Annotated in this window: 21 protein-coding genes; 13 read left to right on the top strand and 8 right to left on the bottom strand. The window is 53.9% G+C overall.

All coding sequences use genetic code 11. The features are described from left to right. The first annotated feature begins 181 nt into the window (after window positions 1-181). The 3 genes from DWB84_RS02775 (at window position 182) to DWB84_RS02765 (ending at window position 3,810) form a co-directional block, all read left to right on the top strand. Window positions 182-1,372, top strand: coding sequence for a PilT/PilU family type 4a pilus ATPase (locus DWB84_RS02775; protein WP_187408221.1), 1,191 nt, complete (start codon window positions 182-184; stop codon window positions 1,370-1,372). 375 nt (window positions 1,373-1,747) lie between these two features. Continuing rightward, window positions 1,748-2,887, top strand: coding sequence for an FHA domain-containing protein (locus DWB84_RS02770; RefSeq protein ID WP_187408220.1), 1,140 nt, complete (start codon window positions 1,748-1,750; stop codon window positions 2,885-2,887). A gap of 245 nt (window positions 2,888-3,132) precedes the next feature. Continuing rightward, the gene (locus DWB84_RS02765) at window positions 3,133-3,810 is read left to right on the top strand and encodes an OmpA family protein (protein ID WP_187408219.1); all 678 of its coding nucleotides are present in this window, start codon (window positions 3,133-3,135) and stop codon (window positions 3,808-3,810) included. Between the two features lie 53 nt (window positions 3,811-3,863). Here DWB84_RS02765 and DWB84_RS02760 read toward each other — a convergent pair whose 3' ends face one another. Next, on the bottom strand, window positions 3,864-4,658 hold the full coding sequence (locus DWB84_RS02760) for a class I SAM-dependent methyltransferase (protein ID WP_187408218.1): 795 nt from the start codon (window positions 4,656-4,658) through the stop codon (window positions 3,864-3,866). 127 nt (window positions 4,659-4,785) lie between these two features. Here DWB84_RS02760 and DWB84_RS02755 point away from each other — a divergent pair, with 127 nt between their 5' ends. The 3 genes from DWB84_RS02755 to DWB84_RS02745 all read left to right on the top strand — a co-directional run bounded on the left by DWB84_RS02755 (window position 4,786) and on the right by DWB84_RS02745 (window position 8,568). Continuing rightward, entirely contained in the window at window positions 4,786-5,172 is a 387-nt protein-coding gene (locus DWB84_RS02755; protein WP_187408217.1) for a hypothetical protein, read from the top strand. 105 nt (window positions 5,173-5,277) lie between these two features. After that, window positions 5,278-7,803, top strand: coding sequence for a protein translocase subunit SecD (secD, locus tag DWB84_RS02750; protein WP_187408216.1), 2,526 nt, complete (start codon window positions 5,278-5,280; stop codon window positions 7,801-7,803). Between the two features lie 24 nt (window positions 7,804-7,827). Further along, complete coding sequence (locus DWB84_RS02745) at window positions 7,828-8,568, top strand: TerC family protein (protein WP_187408215.1); 741 nt, start codon at window positions 7,828-7,830, stop codon at window positions 8,566-8,568. Window positions 8,569-8,589: 21 nt separating this feature from the next. On the opposite strand, the gene DWB84_RS02740 is transcribed toward DWB84_RS02745, so the two are convergent. From DWB84_RS02740 to DWB84_RS02720, 5 genes are all read right to left on the bottom strand, one after another. Continuing rightward, entirely contained in the window at window positions 8,590-10,182 is a 1,593-nt protein-coding gene (locus DWB84_RS02740) for a hypothetical protein (RefSeq protein ID WP_187408214.1), read from the bottom strand. A 141-nt stretch (window positions 10,183-10,323) separates the two neighbouring features. Next, window positions 10,324-10,977: a hypothetical protein gene (locus tag DWB84_RS02735; protein WP_187408213.1), complete on the bottom strand. Its 654-nt coding sequence runs from the start codon at window positions 10,975-10,977 to the stop codon at window positions 10,324-10,326. Between the two features lie 74 nt (window positions 10,978-11,051). Continuing rightward, the gene (locus DWB84_RS02730) at window positions 11,052-11,537 is read right to left on the bottom strand and encodes an STAS domain-containing protein (protein WP_187408212.1); all 486 of its coding nucleotides are present in this window, start codon (window positions 11,535-11,537) and stop codon (window positions 11,052-11,054) included. Next, complete coding sequence (locus tag DWB84_RS02725) at window positions 11,534-12,727, bottom strand: response regulator (RefSeq protein ID WP_187408211.1); 1,194 nt, start codon at window positions 12,725-12,727, stop codon at window positions 11,534-11,536. The genes DWB84_RS02730 and DWB84_RS02725 overlap by 4 nt, the downstream gene beginning before the upstream one ends. 182 nt (window positions 12,728-12,909) lie before the next feature. Continuing rightward, window positions 12,910-13,668 carry a VacJ family lipoprotein gene (locus DWB84_RS02720; RefSeq protein WP_187408210.1) on the bottom strand — a complete coding sequence of 253 codons (759 nt, stop codon included), beginning with the start codon at window positions 13,666-13,668 and terminating at the stop codon, window positions 12,910-12,912. Between the two features lie 149 nt (window positions 13,669-13,817). On the opposite strand from DWB84_RS02720, the gene dusA reads away from it, so the two are divergent. The 4 genes from dusA to DWB84_RS02700 all read left to right on the top strand — a co-directional run bounded on the left by dusA (window position 13,818) and on the right by DWB84_RS02700 (window position 17,542). After that, a complete protein-coding gene (gene dusA, locus DWB84_RS02715; RefSeq protein ID WP_187408926.1) occupies window positions 13,818-14,807 on the top strand; it encodes a tRNA dihydrouridine(20/20a) synthase DusA in 990 nt (329 codons plus the stop codon). A gap of 46 nt (window positions 14,808-14,853) precedes the next feature. Continuing rightward, entirely contained in the window at window positions 14,854-15,789 is a 936-nt protein-coding gene (gene tal, locus DWB84_RS02710; RefSeq protein WP_187408209.1) for a transaldolase, read from the top strand. A 125-nt stretch (window positions 15,790-15,914) separates the two neighbouring features. Next, complete coding sequence (locus tag DWB84_RS02705; protein ID WP_187408208.1) at window positions 15,915-16,367, top strand: TerB family tellurite resistance protein; 453 nt, start codon at window positions 15,915-15,917, stop codon at window positions 16,365-16,367. Between the two features lie 158 nt (window positions 16,368-16,525). Further along, window positions 16,526-17,542 carry an HDOD domain-containing protein gene (locus tag DWB84_RS02700; protein ID WP_255428789.1) on the top strand — a complete coding sequence of 339 codons (1,017 nt, stop codon included), beginning with the start codon at window positions 16,526-16,528 and terminating at the stop codon, window positions 17,540-17,542. A gap of 23 nt (window positions 17,543-17,565) precedes the next feature. Here the strand turns inward: DWB84_RS02700 and DWB84_RS02695 are convergent, their stop codons facing one another. Together DWB84_RS02695 and DWB84_RS02690 are read right to left on the bottom strand one after the other, a co-directional pair. After that, a complete protein-coding gene (locus tag DWB84_RS02695; protein ID WP_187408207.1) occupies window positions 17,566-18,726 on the bottom strand; it encodes an FAD-dependent oxidoreductase in 1,161 nt (386 codons plus the stop codon). A 3-nt stretch (window positions 18,727-18,729) separates the two neighbouring features. Beyond that, complete coding sequence (locus DWB84_RS02690) at window positions 18,730-19,473, bottom strand: glycerophosphodiester phosphodiesterase family protein (RefSeq protein WP_187408206.1); 744 nt, start codon at window positions 19,471-19,473, stop codon at window positions 18,730-18,732. Window positions 19,474-19,669: 196 nt separating this feature from the next. On the opposite strand from DWB84_RS02690, the gene DWB84_RS02685 reads away from it, so the two are divergent. The 3 genes from DWB84_RS02685 to DWB84_RS02675 all read left to right on the top strand — a co-directional run bounded on the left by DWB84_RS02685 (window position 19,670) and on the right by DWB84_RS02675 (window position 21,611). Then, on the top strand, window positions 19,670-19,897 hold the full coding sequence (locus tag DWB84_RS02685; protein WP_187408205.1) for a hypothetical protein: 228 nt from the start codon (window positions 19,670-19,672) through the stop codon (window positions 19,895-19,897). Window positions 19,898-19,989: 92 nt separating this feature from the next. Then, window positions 19,990-20,994, top strand: coding sequence for a nucleoid-associated protein (locus DWB84_RS02680; RefSeq protein ID WP_187408204.1), 1,005 nt, complete (start codon window positions 19,990-19,992; stop codon window positions 20,992-20,994). 158 nt (window positions 20,995-21,152) lie between these two features. Then, entirely contained in the window at window positions 21,153-21,611 is a 459-nt protein-coding gene (locus DWB84_RS02675; RefSeq protein WP_187408203.1) for a hypothetical protein, read from the top strand. The last annotated feature ends 70 nt before the right edge of the window (window positions 21,612-21,681 follow it).

Genomic DNA, 21,681 nt, shown 5'->3' with positions numbered 1-21,681 from the left:
GCGTGCACCAACGGTTGCTATTTTTCAGGTTTGTCGTTTTGCCATTGATGAAAAAAACCGACCACTCATCCTCTCCCTCCGCCGTCACGGGAATCTCAAAAATCCCCTTCTATACTCAAAACTGTTCGGGACCGATTGGCCGTTCCCGAGGCTCCCCACGCAGTAGGAAGGATGAAATGCCATGGGCACACCCATCGATCAGTATTTGAATATTCTTGCCAAAAAAGACGGCTCCGACCTCTACCTCAGCACTGGCGCGCCGCCCTGTGCCAAATTCCAGGGAGTGCTCAAGCCCCTGACGCAAGAGCCCTACAAACCTGGGCAGATCGAGCAGATCGCCATGGAAATCATGGATGGCGAGCAGCGCGAAATCTTCGCCAAAGAACTGGAAATGAACCTGGCGATCACCATCCAGGGCGTAGGGCGCTTCCGTATCAATATCTTTAAGCAGCGCAACGAAGTCGCCATTGTTGCGCGCAATATCAACACCGAAATCCCCAAATTCGAAAACCTCGGCCTTCCTGAAGTATTGAAAGACCTAGTGATGAACAAACGCGGTCTGATCCTCTTCGTCGGCGGAACCGGTTCGGGCAAATCCACCTCTCTTGCCGCCTTGATTGACCACCGCAACAGCACCTCGGGCGGTCACATCATCACCATCGAAGACCCAGTGGAGTACGTCCACAAACACAAGAAAAGCATCATCAACCAGCGCGAAGTCGGCGTGGACACCCGCTCATTCAAGAATGCGCTGAAAAACACCCTGCGCCAGGCGCCGGACGTAATTCTGATCGGTGAGATCCGCGATCGGGAAACCATGGAACACGCGCTGGAATTTGCTGAAACCGGCCACCTCGCCATCTCTACCCTGCACGCCAACAACGCTAACCAAGCACTTGAGCGCATCATCAACCTCTTCCCGGACGAAAAACGCCCGCAGCTGTTGATGGGACTTTCACAGAATATGCGCGGCATTGTCTCTCAGAGGCTTGTGCCTACCGTTGATGGCAAACGCTGTGCGGCGGTGGAAGTGTTGCTCGGCACCAAGACGATTCAGGAGTTGATCCTGAAAAACCGCCTTACCGAAATCAAAGAGATTATGGAAAAGTCGGAAAATCTGGGCATGCAAACCTTCGACGGAGCCCTGTTCAAACTCTTTATGGAGGGCAAGGTCAGCTACGACAACGCCATCGCCAACGCCGACTCCCCCAACAACCTCCGCCTGCGCATCAAATTGGCTCAAGGGGAAAGCCCTGCAGCCCCGGCGGGAGAACAAGCCGCAGAAAAAGTCAGCTTTGGTGAACTCAAGCTGGTGGTCGATGAACCGCCGGAGGAAGAATCCGAAGAGCAACAGAAACAACGTCCCTTCTAAGGCACTCGAGCCGCAACTTCGTCGAAAAACACTCTAAATTCATACGCTTCGCTACGAAGCGTATGAATGCCTACAATTCATTCTGTCGAACTGATCACCCGGTTACAGGTCCAAATCTTGCTTCCCTGAGCCCAAGACCGCGATTTGCCAACGCGTCGGCGGAATAGGCATCGGCAATGGCGGGTTTTGCAGCATACCTGTGCATTTGCAGTACAATAGTGTGAATTTTCTTCGGTTACATTGCCGAAAAAATTTACAACCGTTTGCACAATTAGCTCAGGCACGGGTAGTTCGATATTCACGGAATGGGTTCTTCACTGGAATTGAGACTACATAACGCCGCCAAATAACAACTCATAAGGAACAATAGAGACTATGGCTATGGAAGATGCAACGCTGATCAAACGAAGAAGCCAGGCTTTTGTTCTCCGGGCGCTAGCCGATGGCGAAGAATATATTTTGCAAGGGGAAATGCTGGTTGGACGGGAAGCGGATTGCGCAATTACGCTCAAGTCCGGCCATGTTTCCCGTTATCACGCCAAAATCAATGTGTCTCCCAACGGGGTGTATATCGAAGATCTGCACTCCACCAATGGTACTTTCGTCAACGGGCAGAAAATCAAAGGCCGAATTCGCTTGAGTGTCGGTGACGAAGTGGCATTTGACGACATCAGTTTTCGTCTGACATCTAATGATTCCGTCAGTACAACGGATACGCTCCTGTCGCCGCGGCGCCATGGGGCCTTGGACAGCCATCTGCAACCTGTCCCTAGCCGACCGGTTATTCCGCCAAAACCCCTGCGTCCTTCATTGGTTAGCAGTCGGCAAGAGCCTGAACTCGGCCGTCTGGATATCAGCAGTGTGGATGAATTATTGAATTCCACCCCGGCACCTACCGCAGTTATAGAAGACCTGCGGCCGCAGAAAACGGTGGCGGAACCACAGCCTGCTTACGCAACTTCCCTGGCGGAAGCCGAATCACCCGACGTCAATGACCGAACTCAGATGTTGTCGGCGGCGCAGCTGGACCGGTTTATCGAGCGCAGCCGGCTGGATCAGGATCTCAACGTCGGTTCCGGCCCGCGCCTGATCGTCATGACAGCGCCACTGCGCGGCAAGTTGTTCGAACTGCACGCGGCCAAACCAGTAACCAGCTGGCAGATAGGTCGCGACCCTCACGCCGAGATCTGCATTAACGACAAAACCATTTCCAACGATCACGCCCGTTTGACCAAAACCGCCGATGGCTATTTGCTCACCGCAACCCACGCGAAAAATGGCATTTTGATCAACGGCATCGCGAAAAACCGGGCCTATCTGGTGCACAACGACAAGATCCAGATAGGCAGGACGGAACTGGTCTTTAAAACTGACGAGACCGGAAATGAAAACAGCATTTCCGTGATTGTCGATCGGTCTGAAATGGACGGGGTTCGTATGCGGCGCTATTCCATAGGTATCACCTTGGTAGCCTTGGTGGTGCTGGTCTTTGCGCTGTTTGCAACCTCACGCTGATAACTGCCTTTCTCATGGTTTATTAAACGCCTGCCGGCTCTGCCTGCAGGCGCTTTTGTTTGCACTCGCCACTTTCCTCTGACTTGCCACCTTTCGCCACAATTGTTCCGCAGCTAGCCCTGTTTGATCCCCAGGTGCGTCCTGTTCCCTCGGTTTAATGATCACAACGGATGCGTTACGCAACCGCCATTTAAACCCAACTTTGAACACGCCGCTGCTTGAGCAGGCATTACAGGAGCTTCCCAATGAAAAACCTATTCACCATTTCCGGTCTTATCCTCGCCTCAGCCATTAGCCTCAATGCCCACGCTGCACGAACCCCAAATCAACAAGCCGCATTGGAAGGCGCTACGTTTACTGGTCTTACCATCGCCGGAACCGTAGCAGCAGGGCCGATTGGATTTTTGGTTGGAGCGCTGAGTGGCGCGTTTCTCGCCGACCAAAGTCGCCAGGCCAATCAGAATGAGTTGGCACTGCAGCGGGCGACTGAAGATCAAGTAAAACTGCAAGCCTTGTTGCAAGAAGAGCGCGCACGAGCTGGAGAATTGGAAGAACTCGCCACCGCGACTATGACATTCCAGATCTTGTTTGCCAGTGGCGATGACACATTGAGTGAATTGGATCTGCAGCGCGTAAAACAGCTTGCCGACCATTTGCGCGCCCACCCGGAATTACGCGTTACCCTGGACGGCCATGCGGATCCGCGCGGCACTGACGAATACAACAACGTGTTATCGCAAGAGCGCGCCAAGGCAGTGAAAGAAGCTTTGGAAAATTCCGGAATCGAGAGCAATCGCATCACCTATACCGGCCACGGCAATCGTTTTTCCAGCGCGGCCAAAGGCGATTTTGAAGCCTACCGGCAAGAGCGTCGCGTCGATATCACGGTCGAGCACCCCGCTCCCGCCTATACCGGCATCTGATTTCCTTGCGTTCAAACCCTCCTCGGAAGTTTGGCCCGCGCTGCGGGCCTTTTTTATGAGGCGCGGGTAAGAGAGCGCAACGCGTAGATGTCGTAACGAGAGGATTTGCCTTCCAGGGTGTAATGTGGCTTTTGCCCACCGATCGGTGGAGCATGGCGGGGACGTTTGACCACCACCCGATAGATCGCCCGCTTGAGAGCGGCCTGCAGCAGGCGCTCATCATCCCGATCCTGACCTATCACCTCGTGAAAGGCCTGCATTTCTTTTTTCACTGCTGCGGATTTTTGCCGCTCAGGAAACATGGGATCCAAATAAATCACGTCTGCTACCGGATCATCCTGAGATTCCAGATAGGCAATGCTGTCACCCGGAAATAATTGCATACGCTGGAGAACTGCCGCCAATTCCTCATCCTGTTCTGCGGCAAACCGGCCAGCGCGGCGCAACCCGTCTTCCAAAAGCGCATAGGCTACGGGTGAGCGCTCCATCATGGTGACCGGGCAACCTAGGCACGCCAGCACAAAAGCATCACCACCCAAACCAGCGGTCGCATCAAAAACCTGAGGTTTTATTTGCGCCGTTATGCCGACCGCCTTGGCGATCATTTGGCCTTTACCACCGCCGTATAAACGCCTGTGCGCCGCGCCGCCCGCGCAAAAATCCACCTGAATACGCCCATGCTTGCGGTTGTCTGCCGCTTCCAAAAAAACACCTTCCGAGTGAAAGTGAATTCGATAGTGCGCATCTTCACTCACAATATTGAGCGGGATATTCAAAGCCTTGGCGCACCGGCTCGCGGCCTCTTGGGTGGCAGGATCTTCGGCAATAACGTCGATGGAGGAGTTCATGTCGGGAAAGGCCAAAAAAGGGTGAATCCTACGCAGATTTGCTGTTCCGGGAAATATATTCGCCCAGTTCTATTGACTCTGAGACCGCCAGCCCCCACCTTACCGGGATTCCATAGCTGGCCTGTTTATGTCGCGCGCGTCCAAGTTTTTCTCCTGCTGGTCCGTCAGTGGTGCGTTTGCACTGCTGCTGGCGCTGTGCGGGACCTTGTTAGCGGGACACAATACTTCTTCTCGTCACGGCCTGTCATTGCAAGCCACTCCGCGCGCAGGTGCGGAAATTCCGTTGCCTGCCTTCAAGGCGTATCCGAAGGACGTCAACCGCGAGACCGATCACCGCTGGCGCCATCTGGACGACTCATCCACCGATCTGGACCCACCACAGCTCTGCGTTTCGCCCTTCTGGAGTTATGACTCAACTCTCAATATCGGCCTTATCGATTGGCCCGATCAGGCTCAACTGACTCCTTCCAGAGGCCACCAACCTCAAGTCCCCCGCGCTCCTCCCGTCGCCTAACCTCCACCACTTCCACATTTACCGCCGCTAGCGGCTCAGCGAACCCATCGCCTGCACCCGATGCTTTTTGATGTGCTGTTCGCGCATAACAACACGAGGTTATTCATGCGCTCTCTTTCCACTCGAGCTGTGGTGTACAGCTTTTTTATTCTGTTGGGCCTGCTCAGTGCACTGCCCAATGTATTGCCCGAACATGTTTTGCAAAAACTGCCTTCCTGGTATTCCAGTAATACTCTGACCCTCGGCCTCGACCTGCGCGGCGGCTCTCACCTGTTGATGGAGGTGGATACACAAAACCTGCTGGCGGAAAAGAATCAGGATCTCGCCGACCAGATCAGTGCCAAATTGCGTGAGCTGCGCATTTTTCACAGCCGACCGGAAGTCAGACGCGGTGAAATCCATATCACCCCCACCAATCCAGCCGATCTGGAGAAGGTGCGCGAGGCCATCCGTCCGCTTTTGGAAGGTCTCGCCAACGGCACGCGCGGTTATCGGGTGGAAGTGAGCTCACAATCCCTGAGCATCAGCGCCAGCAAAGAATTTTCCGAGTCCGTCCGCAAGGATGCAGTGGAGCGCAGCCTTGAGGTGGTACGCCGCCGCCTGAATGAGACTGGTTTGGTCGACCCGACCATCACCCGCCAGGGTGAGGACGGGGTGTTGGTCCAGTTACCCGGGGTGGATGATCCCGCCTATATCCGCCAGTTGCTCGGCACCACCGCCAAAATGACGTTCCATCTGGTGGCGGACGGCAGCTCACAAGGGCAAACCCGCGTTATCACAGTGCCCGGCGACGGACCTAACGAGCGTTACCAGCTGGAAGCGCGCGTAGCATTGGAAGGCCGGCATATCAGCGACGCCCAGCTCGGTTTTCATCCGGATACGCGCGAGCCCGTGGTCAACTTCCGCCTCGACAGTGAAGGCGCGCGCCGGTTTGCCGACATCACCACCAAAAATATCGGCCGCCCGTTTGCCATAGTGCTAGACGGCAAGGTCATCACCGCGCCGGTGATCCGCAGTGCCATTACCGGCGGCAGCGGCGAAATCAGCGGCAACTTCACCTCCGCCAGCGCCAATGATCTCGCGCTTCTATTGCGCGCCGGTGCCCTGCCCGCCCCTCTCAAAGTGATTGAAGAACGCACCGTCGGGCCAGACCTGGGCAGCGACTCCATCTCCATGGGCATCACTACCGGCGTCATAGGCGCGCTGCTGGTGTTCGTGTTTATGGTGGTGATCTACGGCCGTTGGGGGTTGATTGCCTGCACCGGATTGGCCATCAACATCGGCCTGGTGTTCGGCATTCTGACCCTGTTCGGCGCGACCCTGACCCTGCCGGGCATTGCCGGTTTTATCCTGAGTATCGGCATGGCGGTGGATGCGAACATCCTGATCAACGAACGCATCCGCGAAGAATCCCTTAATGGCAATTCTGCCTATGCGGCGCTCGACGCCGGTTTCAAACGCGCTTACAGCACCATTCTCGATTCCAATATCACGTCGCTGATCGCTATCAGCTTGTTATTCCTGTTTGGCAGCGGCCCGGTGCGGGGATTTGCGGTCACTATGGCGGTGGGATTGATCATCTCCATGTTCACAGCGATTGCGGTAACGCGTTTGCTGATGGAATGGCGCGTTCGCAAACTGTCCGGCGATACGCTGAATATCTCGACCATCAAGGCTCTGGATAGACTGAGCAACCGCACCATCAACTTTATGCGCGGGCGCTATATCGGCCTCGCCGTATCCATCGTCTTATCGGTTGCCTCGGCGATTTTGTTTGTCGCACCCGGCATGAATTACGGCATCGACTTTACCGGCGGCAGTGTTATCGAAGTTCGCGCTCCAGGTACTTCAGTGGAAACCTTGCGCGATAGTTTGCGCCAGCAGAATTTCGCCAGTGCGGCGATTCAGGAGTTTGGCGAAACCGGTAGCTATTTGATTCGCCTACCCAGCCAGAGTGCCGAACAAGTCGCCAGTGGCGCGCCCGTGGAAGATCTGAAAACTGCAGTGCGAAGCGTCAGCCCGGATGCGGAATTTCCCCGCGTCGAAGTCGTTGGCCCGAAAGTCAGCGGCAACTTCAGCGATGCGACGATTCTCGCCATAGTGATCGCCGGCCTCGGCATGCTGGTTTACCTATGGATTCGTTTTGAATCTCATTTTGCAATCGGAGCAACCCTCACCCTGGCCTTGGACATGACCAAAACCATTGGCTTCTTTGTGCTGGCGGGCGTGGAGTTTAATCTGACTGCGGTCGCGGCATTGCTCGCGCTGATTGGTTACTCGGTGAACGACAAGGTGGTCGTCTTCGACCGCATGAGGGAGTTTCTGCGACAGTCTCCCGATAAACCCTTGGCGGAAGTGTTGAACGAGAGCATTACGTCGACCCTGACGCGCACCATCTTCACCTCGGTCACAACTTTCCTCGCCATTTCACCCATGGCGATTGCCGGTGGTGATGCAGTGGCGAGCTTCGCCCTGCCTATGCTCTTCGGTATAGTCGTCGGCACCAGTTCGTCTATCTTTATCGCTGCGCCTATAGTTCTGCTGCTCGGCGAACGGAGAATTCGCAAAGGCTTGTCACAATTGCGCCCCAGCGCCGAAGAGCTGCGTCAGCAACTCGATGAAATGCCATAACTAAAACACAATTAGGAGTTCGTTATGTTCGAATGGCTTAGCAACCCGGAAGCCTGGATTGCTTTGGCGACGCTAACCGCGCTGGAGATCGTTCTCGGCATCGACAACATCATCTTTATCTCCATCCTGGTCGGACGTCTGCCCGCGCGCCAGCGCAATGTGGCGCGCCGACTGGGTTTGGCGCTCGCCATGCTCACCCGCCTCGCCCTGCTGTTTTCGCTGGCATGGGTGATGGGCCTGACGGACCCCTGGTTTACTGTGCTGGGAGAGGAGATTTCCGGGCGCGATATCATTTTGATCGGCGGGGGTTTGTTCCTGCTGGCCAAAGCGACCCATGAGATCCACAACAGCCTTGAAGGCGCTGAAGAGTCAGAACGCCCTATCGGGGCATCCAACATGCTGATGATTCTGGTGCAGATTGCGATTTTAGATATCGTCTTTTCGCTGGATTCGGTGATCACAGCCGTGGGCTTGGCAGACGACGTGATGGTGATGGCAATCGCCATAGTGCTGGCGGTCGGGGTTATGCTATTTGCCGCTCGGCCGATCGGCGACTTTGTGGAATCTCACCCCACTGTGAAGATACTCGCCCTGTCATTCCTGGTGATGGTCGGTCTGACGCTGATGGTCGAAGGTTTCGACGTCCATGTTCCGAAGGGTTATATCTACTTCGCGATGGCGTTTTCTCTGGGAGTCGAAATGCTCAATTTGCGCCTGCGCAAAAAACGAGATCCCATCCAACTGCACAAACCGCAGGACGAGTAAGTCCGGACTCCGTCGTTGGCATCAACCGGCGGCGGAGACCCTTGCTGCATCGTCAGTAAATCCCTCTTCATGTGACGGCTGATCGTGTATTTGTTGATAGCTCAGGCAGGCGCGCAGTCGTTTGATTTGCACCGACACGTCGCGGTAGCGCCAACGGCGTCGACGCAGATGTTTGAATACCCTTAAGGCATTGGCGAAATCCCCGATCAATTCATAGCGCTGTCCAAGTTGATACAGGGCGTCGAGCGTCTCGGGAGTACTGCGGCAAGGGCGCAGATGCCTCCAGGTGTCCTCTAACCTACCTTCCGCTAAGGCGATGGAGGCAAGTGCTCGGCTGGCCGCATCGGCTCGTTCAAACAGGTTAAGCCACAATTTTTTCTTTAAGCGCCAGAGCAACATCACCGGCAAACCAACCGCGATAAACAGCCAAACATCGCCGCAGGGCAACCAATAACCGAACAGCGATTGCCCGACCAACTGCCCTCCCGCCAGCGCCAACAATGCAGTTGCGGAAATGCCGATGCCCCATTTCAAGGACCAGAGAGGGACAAGCAGAACCAGAAAAACCGCTGCTCCCACCATCAGCGCTTTTTGTACAACTGGCCACCATACAGGTTCTACCAGAAAGGCCCCATCTCCCAAGGAAGCGATCATCTGGGCAGACTGCTCTAATACAGGGCTGCTGTCTCGCCCCACCAGTATCCATCCGGTCAGTTTTTCACCCCCCAACACAGCACTGAGGGCCACTTGCCGCATCGAGGCGCGAATTCCGGAAAAAGCACCGTAAAGTGGGGTGATTTCCGCTTTGACGGAGGTAGCAATTTCCTCAATGCCAAAGGCGAATCCCCGATCGCGCCGCCAGCTCAAGACCTGCTCTGGCCCGCTCTCAGGTGGCGGAAGGTGTTGACTTGCGGCCCAAAACTGCAAAGGAAACATAGGTACAACCTGGTCATCTTCCAATGAAGCCAAGCGTCTGGATGGGCTGGGTGCGCTATCGATAGGAAAATATTGAAGCTCGGGGCTGATTACCGTCTCCGGCAAAGGAGCTGGCCACGGCCAAAGCCAATCGCGCAACGCCTGTGGATACCGGGTAAATCCATCTTCCACCACGATTCCATGCTCGTGCGAGCTTTGATCCATAAGCCCGAGAACTGTACTCGGCGCAGTCAAAGCGGTCAGTAGTTTCTCTCGCCGGGCAAGCAAATCCTGCACATCCGTATAGTGAACGTCGCGGGCCTTCCGTCCCCGTTGAATCTCGCCTAACAACTCTTCTGCCGCTGGCTGCGCCAGCGGCAGCGGGCGCTCCAACACCAATCCCAAAATGGCGGATTCGTCCTTTTTATCGATCAACTGCTCCAGCTGCACTGAGCCCGACAGATCCACTAACCAGTGGTCATATTCTTCATCAGGGACATGGATAACGGTAAGTTGGGTTTTCGGCGTCGGCAGTTCGCTCATCGCCAGGCCCAAACGAAAGATATGGGTTTGGATCTGATCCTGGGCGTGCAAAAAAGCAGCAGGTAAACGGTCGCTGACCAGCAGCCATACGGCCACCAGCAACATCGCGGTGCGTAAACTGAATATGAAAAAAATAAGCTGCGTCAGTCGTTGCACAAGTTGGTCCAAGCGAGTTTGGGGCCACACTCTATTTCTAGAACATGGTTAAAACAACCGCCCGACCAATGCTCTTACAAATATGATCTAGGAATGGTGATGAGTGTCTAGGATTGAGAATAAGACTAGATGACGCGCCCTCTAGCAGCGCGCGTCACCCTTGACGGAAATGGTTTTTACCGAAGCGTTGGCTGAAGGAAACTCTTTGAGCATGGCAGCGAGCATCTCGTCGAACACCACGGACATCACCCCGCAACGACCCTGGCTGGCGCCGGAGACTTCATATACCCGCTCTCCGTTTGGTTCGTTGCGCTCGATGACCAGCTGAACGTGGCGGAGGAATTCTTGCCGGCGGTCGTCATCGACAAACACGACATTGGTGCCGAAATAACGCGACCGACCAAACCCCCAGCCCGTGGTAAACAAGGGACCGCGGCGACCGGCTTCAACCGGCTCAACACCGTAATCCAAAAACGCGACAAATTCCGCCGCCTGTGGATCAGACGTTATGGTGTAACCGAGATTTGCCAAGGCTGTTTCGACTTGCCCCCGATACCAGGCGAATTCCAGGGAGCGATTGATTTGCGGGTCACTGGCCTGAACGGTCACTGACCCGCTCGCCGGCATATCGCCCGGCGTCCTGAAGGTATTCACCCGAGTACTGACCGTGCTCGCGCAGCCGCTAAGAATCAGAACCGCCACAAGAACCAGTGCAGAACGGAGCTTTGCGGCAACGCCGTTGCAAAAATTCACCAATCCAGCTCGCCAAGAAATGATCAACGATCCCAACGCCATAAACAGCCTCTTATAGATTGGCCAACTTTTTGTTTTGTCACGCCAACATCGCTTATGTGGAAATAGTTGTGGAATTAGTATTTGCCCCGGAGGGTTTCCACTAGCTCGTGGAATTTGACTTTATTGGGCTGGTTTAGGTCCATCAAAATCTGATGAGCTTCGAGGACTTTCGCTTTTATGGCAGCTTCGTCTTCCAGATTCTCCGGCAGCGGCTGCGTACCGCTAAAGGGCAGATCTGTGTCTGAAACCAATTCGAAGATATCTTCAAATCCCATCGAGATCAGAAGACGCTGAATGCTTGGGTTTGATGCGACCACTATAGGATTGCCGTGGCCGAGATCGCGCGAACCGATGGAAATCTTCGCCATCAGACCAAGAGTGGTACTGTCGATGCCTTCTGCTTCGCGCAAATCGAACACCACAGTTTTAAAGTTCTCCTCGCCAAACATGGTGGAGATGAACTGGTCGAACGAAATACAAAGCGTGAGGCGGACATCGCCCACCAACTTAATCACGTAGGTTCCGTCGTGTTCCGCGACGTAAATGTGACCGGAACTCATGTTACATCACCTGCCTTAAGGGTGAGGACGGCTATGTCGTCGGGCATGTCTCGTATCTTATCGAGTCCCAAGCCCGACCAGATGCCTTCCAAATCACCGGGGCTGTTTTTCATCAAGTCTAGCAGGCACTGTTCCTTGCCTATTAAATCGAGGGGCGGCAGCACTTCCAGAATGCCGTCCGAAAACACCGTTAACGAAAACTTCTCGGGCAGCGTGGCATGAAACACTTCCCAGGTTGCATCTTTAAAAATCCCCACCGGCTTGCCTTTACCCGGCAGGAACGTCGCCTCTCCATCGACCACCAGAACCGGCAGCGGGAGATGGCCTCCCAACACGTAACGCATTTCCCGGGTTTCGGTATCAAGAATGCCGACAAAACAGGTCAGATGGCAGCCGAATTTGGAGCGCATCAGTTCCTGGTTGATCATCGACAGCCATTCCGCCGCATCAATTTGGAAGTCATCCTGCGGTTGAAAAACGCGGCGTTCGCGAATGATGCGCCTAACGAGCTGTTTTAGCCAGACGGTCACAAAGGCGGATGAAGCGCCATGACCCGAGATATCCGTGAGATAAAAGGACAAATACCGGTTATTTATCAAACCGTAATCAATAAAATCGCCGCTTAAATACAAAGAGGGGACAATTTTGTGCGCGACTGTGATATTGCCGTATTGCACGGGCGTTGGTGGTAACAGGTTAATTTGCACTTGCCGCCCCGCCTGTTGATCGCGCTCCAGAACCCGCACGTATTCACGCATTTCGCGGTTGGCTTTTTCCAGATCGCGGCGATATCGCTGATTCTCGCGCTGCAGATCCAGTACGGATAAGGCCTTGTTGATCGAATGTGTTAACACTTCCATGTCGACGAGAGGTTTTATCAAATAATCCGCCGCGCCTAAACGCAGCGCTTCCACTACATCCGACACCATTCCCAGTCCAGAAATCACTATCACGGGTGTGTCGGGATCAATTTGTTTGACGGCTCGCATCAATGACAAACCATCGAGATCCGGCATACGCAGATCAGTCAGAACAAGATCGGGTTTATTTTTACGAAACCAAGCAATACCGGAGTGACCGTCGGACTCTTCATGAACCCTGAATCCGCTATCTTCCAGATAGGCCACTATGCTTTGACGGACCAGACTATCGTCGTCGATTACCAGAAGCTGGCGGCCCCGCTCAGTCATCTCTCACCCGCTTTTTTGGATTAATTATTAGAAAGTAATTTGCTGGAGCGAAAAAACACTAACCTAAACACTAACCCGTATATGAGTACTGTGCAACCGCTGCGCTGAACGGGAAATTTTGTGGGCATTTTTGCGCAGGTGCCGCCAGCAAGGACGGCGCCATTATGTTATGCATACTTGGATTAAAAATCGTCGAAATCTTCCAGTTCTCCGCCGAAATCATCTTGGACTTGGCCATCCTGTACCAGATATTCGCGCCGCTGCAGGTAGGCTTCGCGGATAAATACGTATTTATCACCGGAAATCAACTTTTCGGCATCGAGCAAGGCAGCGCGAGACTGCAGAATATCCAGAGCTTTGGTGCCATAGAGGACGGTGTTGTCATCCACATAGCTGAATGGGTCCAGATACCAATCGACCGGCGATGCCACTGTGTCAGTCATGGTAGAAGGACCAAGGAAAGGAAGAATCACGTAAGGGCCACTGCTTACCCCCCAATAAGAAAGCGTCTGGCCAAAGGACTCGGGATCCTGCTTTGGCAAACCTGCGTAGCGAGCCACATCAAACAATCCGCCAAAACCCACGGTGGTATTCAGCAATAGACGCCCGGTGCTGTTACCGACCTTGCGCCACTTCCACTGCAGCATGTTATTCACCACATTGGAGACTTCGCCGAGGTTGCTGAAAAAATTTGAAACCCCGGTTTCAACCGGATCTGGCGTGACGAAGCGGTAGCCCTGTGCGACGGGTTTGAGAAAAAAACGGTCGAGGGTATCGTTGAACGCAAACATTTTGCGATTGAATCCTTCCCAAGGATCCTTAGGCGGTTCAATGGGTTCGCCATCCTGAGCGCTTTTGGGCGTGGATGCGCAGGCGCTCAGCAGCAAAACCGCCAGCACCCATACGAAACCTAGCCACTGCTTATTTACTACTCGAATCATCGCCTAATCCCCGTTGGCTATGCGAAAGCCAGGCATTTTATACGCATGCAGCCGGAAAACCTATGAATCCGCATCGCCTGTCTAACAGAACTTCCTATCGCCTCGCGACCCGCATAAGCTATGCGGCCGATTTTTGCCTGAGGTTTTCCATGCACGAGCGCGACTGGCGTTTTTGTCTCGCCCCCATGATGGATTGGAGTGACCGTCACTGCCGCTATTTCTGGCGGCTGTTATCCAAGCGAGCCCGTTTGTACACCGAGATGGTGACCACCGGTGCGATTCTGCGCGGCGACCGGGACCGCTTTTTGCGCTTTAATCCGGAAGAGCAACCTGTCGCCCTACAACTCGGCGGCAACGATCCTAAAGCCCTGGCGGAATGCGCGCGCATTGCGGAGGACTACGGCTACGACGAGGTAAACCTCAACTGCGGCTGCCCCAGCGACCGCGTACAGGAAGGCCGCATCGGTGCCTGTTTGATGACGGAGCCACAGACCGTAGCCGACTGTATCGCCGCTATGCGGGAAGCCGTGAACATACCGGTGACCGTCAAACACCGCACCGGGGTGGATGATCACGACAGCGAAGAACACCTTCACCACTTCGTCAGTATCATTGCCCAAACCGGCTGCAATGTTTTTATCGTGCACGCCCGCAAAGCCTGGCTGCAGGGATTAAGCCCGAAAGAAAACCGTGAAATTCCACCGCTGCTGTACGACCGGGTTTTTGCCCTGAAACAGCGTTTTCCCCATCTCACCATTGTGATCAACGGCGGCATTACCAACTTGACCACCTGTCACGACCTTTTAGAACACGTGGATGGCGTAATGCTGGGCCGCGAGGCTTATCACAATCCGTTTGTATTGGCCGATGTGGATAGAGAGATCTATGGCGAAAATGCCGAGTCGCTGACCCGTGACCAGGTTTTGGAAGCATTTATTCCTTATTGTGAGAACCAGATTCGCCAGGGTGCGAGGTTGAATCATATGACGAGGCATATTCTCGGTCTCTACGCCGGCCAGCCCGGCGGAAAATACTTCCGCCGTTTTCTCAGCGAAAACGCAACGCGCGCCGGAGCGCCCGCGAGCCTGCTGCACGAAGCACAAAAGTATATGAACTCTGCGGGAAGCCGACTTGTCTAGAGAACTCTGCCGGGCGGATAATGACCGGCTTTATACAGGGGGTGCTATGACCAACAAACTTGAACAATTGAAATCCTATTCCGACGTTGTAGCCGACACTGGCGACATCGAGGCTATCCGTCGTTATAAACCGCTCGACGCAACAACCAACCCTTCCCTGCTGTTTAAAGCCGCACAAATGCCCCAGTACGCGCCGCTTGTGCAAGAAGCTTTGGGCAGCACTTCCTCCATCGCCGCCGCAGCCGACAAACTGGCCGTTGCGATCGGCTGTGAAATTCTGAAAATCGTGCCCGGCAAGGTGTCCACTGAAGTTGACGCGCGCCTGTCCTTCGATACCCAAGCTTCTATCGCCAAAGCGCATCACTTGATCGAACTCTACGAAGCAGCTGGCATTAGCAAAGATCGCGTGCTGATCAAAGTTGCCTCCACCTGGGAAGGTATCCGCGCGGCCGAACAACTGGAAAAAGAAGGCATCAACTGCAACCTGACTCTGCTGTTCAGCTTCAACCAGGCCGCAGCCTGTGCGGACGCAGGGGTATTCCTGATCTCGCCTTTCGTCGGCCGCATTCTCGACTGGTACAAAGCCAATACCGACAAAAAAGAGTACACGCCTTTTGAAGATCCAGGCGTACAGTCTGTTACCCGCATCTACAACTACTACAAGCAACACGGCTACAAAACCGTTGTTATGGGCGCAAGCTTCCGTAACACCGGCGAAATCGAAGCCCTGGCCGGTTGTGACCGTCTGACCATCAGCCCGCAATTGTTGGGCGAACTGGAAGCAGACAGCGGTAAGCTCGAACGCGCTCTGAGCCCCGCCAATACAGGCGCTGCTATCGAAAAAATCAAAGAAAATGAAGCTCAGTTCCGTCTGACCTTGAACGACGATGCTATGGCCACTGAAAAACTGGCTCAAGGCATCCGCGGCTTTGTGGCAGATCAGATCAATCTGGAAAAATACCTGAGCAATTTCAATCGCTGATTGAAAAGACTCATCGGCAGGAAGCGCAGAACAGCAAGGACGCTGTTTCATCAATCATCACGATTATCGATTGCAGTACCGCGAAAACTCCACCATACGAAGACGTCTCGTCCCCCGGAGGTACCATGCTCGCGCGCATTCGCGACTTTTTCCAAACGCAACTTCAAGACGCCCCATCCCATCCTCTGGACGAAAATAAAAAGCGCTTAGCCTGTGCCGCTCTGTTAATTGAAGTTGCTGTGATCGACAGCGAGTTCGATAGCGAAGAGCTCGCCTCAGTTAAAGCCATATTGCACCGCGAATTCCAAGTGCCAGAAGCCGAATTAGACGAGCTGGTGACAATGGCGCAACACGAATGCTCCGAATCCACCTCCATGTACAGCTTCACCCAGCTGGTGAACCAGTACTGCAGCTTGGAAGAAAAATTCGATTTGATCGTCCATATGTGGCGCATTGCCTATGCCGATGGCGATCTAGACAAATACGAGGAATACATCATTCGCAAGGTCGCTGATCTGATCCATCTCGGCCACGGTGAATTTATCCGCGCAAAACACGCCGCGCGCTCAGGTCTTTGAGAGCCTATCGGCTCCTCGTGTGTCCAGCACTCTCTTCTCCGCCAGACTCCGCTGTCTCTGCTTCGTCCTTGCTCGCTTCCGTTCCGTACTATAGTTGTTCATAGAACTTGGTTAGTCATCGCCCGCTCGGGCGGGCCCCTTCGACACGGACTGGATTTATGGCTGTCTCTTCTTTTTTGCGCTCAATGCTCGGCAAACGAGGCAAGGTTGCCCAAGCGCCTCATGAAGCTACCCTTGAGGCTTTGGAGTTAGTCTCGCCCCTTATTGAAGAGTCCAGCAATTTGAGCCGCGCGGAAAGCGAGGAGCGTTTTTTTCAGTTTCTTTTCACGGGCAATCACAGTGAACCTTTGACCGCACAACAAAGACAGGCCATCGACTCCGTCATGCATGCTCTGGGCAAGAAAGAGTATCGCCTGAACGCGGTACCGCGCCTGCCGACGGTGATCCCCAAGCTGCTGCGCAGCCTGCGCGATCCCGACAGTTCGGTGAAGGACTATGTGGAGATAGTGAACAAAGATCCGGTGATGAGCGCGGCGGTTTTAAAACTGGCCAATAGCGTGTATTTCAACCCGACCGGAGGTTATATCGGCGATATCGAACGCGCTATCGTCAAACTGGGCATTGAGGGTTTGCGCTCAGTACTTTCTGCGGCGGTAATGCAGCCTATCATCCAGCGTGAATCGCCCTATTTTTCCCAAACCGGCCAACGCCTCTGGGCGCATTCGCTCAATACCGCGATTGCCTGTGAAATCATCGGCCACGCGCGCAGGCAAGAGCGGTTTAAGGCGTACATGCTGGGACTGGTGCACGATATCGGCAAAATCACTTTATTCAGTGAACTGTGCAAACAGTACAAGCTCAGTGCCGACTCCTCGCCAGGGCCGCAGGCGTTTGTTCCGGCCTTGCGCGAAGGGGCCACTCAGTTGAGCAGTCAAATTGCGCAAGACTGGCAATTGCCGGATGACCTGTGCATTGCCTTGCAGGAACAAGTCGATATAGCGCCAGGAAAGCAGGTAAGCGAACTCGGGCAACTGCTCTTTCAAGCCAATATTGTGTGCGAGGCTTACGCCGTCACCCCCAAAAACAAAATCACCGATTTGCAATTTCTGATCGGCGACTTCGCACTGCCGAAAAATCTGTTCACCCGCCTGGAAGAAGCTGCGCGCGCAATTTGATTAGGCAGCGGTAAACCATTTGCTTAGCGCAGCGGTAAATTAATAGTAGAGCGCGCAAACGCAGTTTTATCGGATACTGCATCGCGTAAAACCGGCGACAGTTGCTCCATGACTTTCTCCGCCGTCGCTCGGTAGGACGTCAACTTGCCACCGTAAATGGCCACATAAGCACCACCGGCATCACTCACAAACAGTGTTTCGCGCGAGCGTTTATTGGCGATGCGATTATCCTTGGGGAGCACCCGCACACCAGCAAAAACTTCCGTTACATCCGCGGCGGTTTGCTTCGATTGCGGGAAATAGTGGTTGTAAACATTCAGCAAATAATCAATTTCCGCTTGTGTCGCCTGAGCCTTGGGACTGTCGACAATCAATTCCGTGGTACCAACCATGGTCATACCGCGCCAGGGCAGAACAAATACCGCGCGCCCATCTGCAGCTTCCACATAAAAACAACCAGCGCCGCTCGGCTGCTTCAGAACTATATGAACACCTTGCACCCAATCAACATCCTGCTGTTGAAATCCACCTATTTTGGCGACTTCATTGGCCCAAGGGCCCGCCGCATTGACTAAGGCGCGACTGGTGACTTCGCTGCCATCGTTCAAGCGCAAACGAAATTCACCAGCGTATTCCATCTGGTCGCACCAAGTGTTGAAGCGAACTTCGGCACCGAGTGAGCGCGCCGATTCCAACACGGCTCGCGTCAAGGCCTGGTCATCCGTTTGCGCGTCGGTATAGCGAAAAACGGCCAATAGATCTTGTTGCCGTATGTCCAAGCTCGCACGCTGCTCAAGCGATAAGCGCTCTATCGCATGCTCCTTCGCCCAGCCGGCCAGCATGTGATAACAACACAGCCCCAAATGGACCCACCAGGGACTGCGACTGCTTTGGCGGTAGACGGGAATATAAAAATCACTGCGCCGGACGAGATGGGGGGCATTGCGCAGCAAGTAGCGCTGCTCGCGCAGACATTCATAGACTAGGCGGAATTGCCCCGTTTCCAGGTAGCGCAAACCGCCGTGGATCAGCTTCGAGCTGGCGCGTGAGGTTTCCATGCCTGCCGCCTCCCGCCGCTCTAACACCAGAACCGACAAGCCTTTCGCCGCCGCTGCTTGAGCCACGCCGGCACCGTGAATGCCAGCACCAATAACTACCAAGTCGAACTTCTTCAATTGCGTCATTCTTTATTGCCCGGCCGACATTTGCAGCATGGCGCCTATATTCCAGGTCTCGATCCAATAGATTCCGCGCTGCAAACACGCCTGCGTATTGGCCTCATCCACCACGTCGTAGACAAACCACTGCCACGGCCCTGCCCAGGGTTTTTCCGGCAGCGGCGGCAGTTTGCGGATATTGCAGATCACAAATTCCACCGGATTGTCCTTGAGGCGCGCATAGGATTGATGATCGTAATTGGTCAACACCCAACCCACAGGGCACTGAAAGCGCTCCTGCGCCATGCGCAGCACCAGCAAGTCGAAGGAAATCAGCACGCAGTCCTGGTGAATCGGCGCAAGTGTCTGCCAGACCACATCGAGAAAAGCCGAGCGCGAAAATGTCTGAAAAACTTCGCTTTTGATTTCGACAAACAGCTTCACGCCCGGGTGTTTGCTCATCAGCTCAACCACCTGGGACAGATGCGCAATCGGGCAGGGAAAATAGCGTTCGCCCAGGCGGCGCGGCTCATGGGCGCTAAAAGTTTGCAGCTTCTGCAGCGGATAATCGCGCACATTGCCCGCGCGCCCAGTCATGCGGAACAGATCTTCGTCATGGAACAGCACCGGCTCGCCTTCCAAACTGGCCTGCAAGTCGATTTCGATCGCGCGCGCACCAGCTTCTATGGCTTTTTCGATACCGAGCAAACTGTTTTCCGGATACAACTCGGGATAGCCTCTATGGCCTATCCAGGTGACAAGAGAGAGTCCCATACGTTTCCTGTGCCTCGGACGGTTATTCGTTGATCTGGCTACGCCAGCGCCAGCAAAAAGCCATCTATAGTGGAGGAAAAAAGCTACTGTGTTAATCAGCTTTAGGTACCATTCGCTCCGCTACACTTTTTAATGGGCTGCCTGCCTTACTCAGTTTAGGCCAGCTACAACCTGTCAGCTTTTGAGGAAAATACCTGTGAGTGACGAACACAACCCCAACCCAACTGTGACTCCCCTTGGCGTGGTGAAACTGGTTCTGGTGCTTTTTATCGGTGTGGGCGCCCTTCTGGCGGTACTGGCCGTATTCGGGGTTTTCGCCTGGCTATCCCTTTGGAAACTGCTGCTGAAGCTGGCATTGGTAGCAGCCATCATCACTGCGGCGACTCTACTGATCATCTGGTTGCTGAAGCCCAATAAATCCTGATCATCCGATCTCGTTACCAATGACGACTGCCAGCGGGCGCAAGGCGCACTATAATGCCCGCCCGGCATTCCCATTGAGTAACGACGACCAACATGGCCCTGCAATATCTGATCGCCCACCGCCTGGTTAAACCCGCTCCCACAGAACCTTGCCAAACCCGCATACGCCCAAACGAATTGCGCCGCGATGGCAAAAGCGAGGATCTTTGCCGCGAGCTGAAAAACGCCTATATCCGCAAGGGCGGAAAATCCTACGGTGCTTTCAGTGACGACACCGCCAATTGTCCCCTGCCTGCATGGATTCGCGAATGGTTGGAAGAGCGTCTGACGTTTACATCTTTAAGCGAAAAAATCGCCCAACATTTAGGGATGCATTTCGACAAAAGCGAAACCCCTTTAAACAATATATTGCTGATATTTTTTGAGCGCATTGAGGCGGGCGACGCGCTGTATATTTTTCTGCTCGACCACACCTCCGGCCAATATTTCGACGGCGATTTGGAATTGTGCGATTCCTTGTATTTGGACACGCAAAATATTCGCCTTGCCGCAAAAATCAAAACCGCAGAATTTTTCTCCGGCGAGCAGCAAAATTATTTATCCCTGTTGAAATGGCGGGGAGAAAAAGAATTATCCGATGCCTTTGCTGAAGCCATTGGCTTGAGCAATAAAATCGATATCAGCGCGGACACAAGCGAGTTTCTCGACCTGGTCACCCATTACACCGCCGAATTACCGGAAGACGTCGCCCAACAAACTCGCCGCGCCGCCGTGGAGTTCTGTTTGCAGCAGGATAAAGCGGGCTTGCCCGTGCAAATGACTGAGCTCGCCGAACACATCTCCGTCCCCGAACAACCCCACTTCACCCACTTCGTCCGCACCACCCAACCGGAAATGAAAAACGAGTGGATCCCGGACAAAACTCAACTCAAAAACTACGTCCGCATCAGCGGCCGTGATGAGCAGCTGAGCATGAGTTTTGCCTCTGCTTGTTTAGGGAGTACGGTGTTTTATGACGCAGATAGTGACAGTTTGACCATCAAGAATATTCCCACATCGTTGAAAGCCAAATTGATGGAGCACCTGGGGAAGAAATAGTCGCCTCATAATGAGGCGACATTCGCAAAATTTGGTCTACTTAGGTGCCTCGTCCGGCAAGCCTTAACTCATCCGCCCCACCGTGCTAAAGTCGCGCCCGCCAAGGGAACGCCCTCGGACCCAGCTAGATGTCATCAAGGACGCAAGGAGATTTATCAATGCCTATCGTATTACGCGAAAACCACCAAGCCTCTCCCTACCATTTTCTCCAAACACCCTACCGGAGTCTTATTGCTTCTACAGTACTTGGTAGTTTAGCGCTGGCGCCTCAAATTTCATGGGCCGAAGGGGCTATAAACGGGTATTTGCCCTTTTCTGAGTACCAACGACATCAGGTAGAGGAACCGAAATCAGGCGCACGCGCTTACAACATAGGCGTGAAATTTAAATTCTATTTTTCAAGGCAATACGATTACAGCGGATGCTCCATAAAAGGAACTTTGGGCGTAAGTCAAAACTCACAGGGGCAATTAGGTCGAGATGTTGAACTGATTACAAAAACCTATTCTCTGGATATTCCCCCCCTGAATCCAGGCTTTCAGAATATAGCGAAGTCAACACCGAGATTTTATTTGAAATCCTGGCTGACGATGAAATCGAGTCGCCCGAGCTTGTAGATTTTTCCAACGAATCTTACGAAATTACCTGCGAAACCGGCGATGCCTCGCTAATTCGAGTTGGAGGCAC

The organism is Saccharophagus sp. K07, assembly GCF_014336955.1.
Lineage (GTDB): Bacteria > Pseudomonadota > Gammaproteobacteria > Pseudomonadales > Cellvibrionaceae > UBA5868.
Note: the sequence above shows the minus strand (reverse complement) of the source record. Positions and strands in the feature narration are given on the sequence as shown.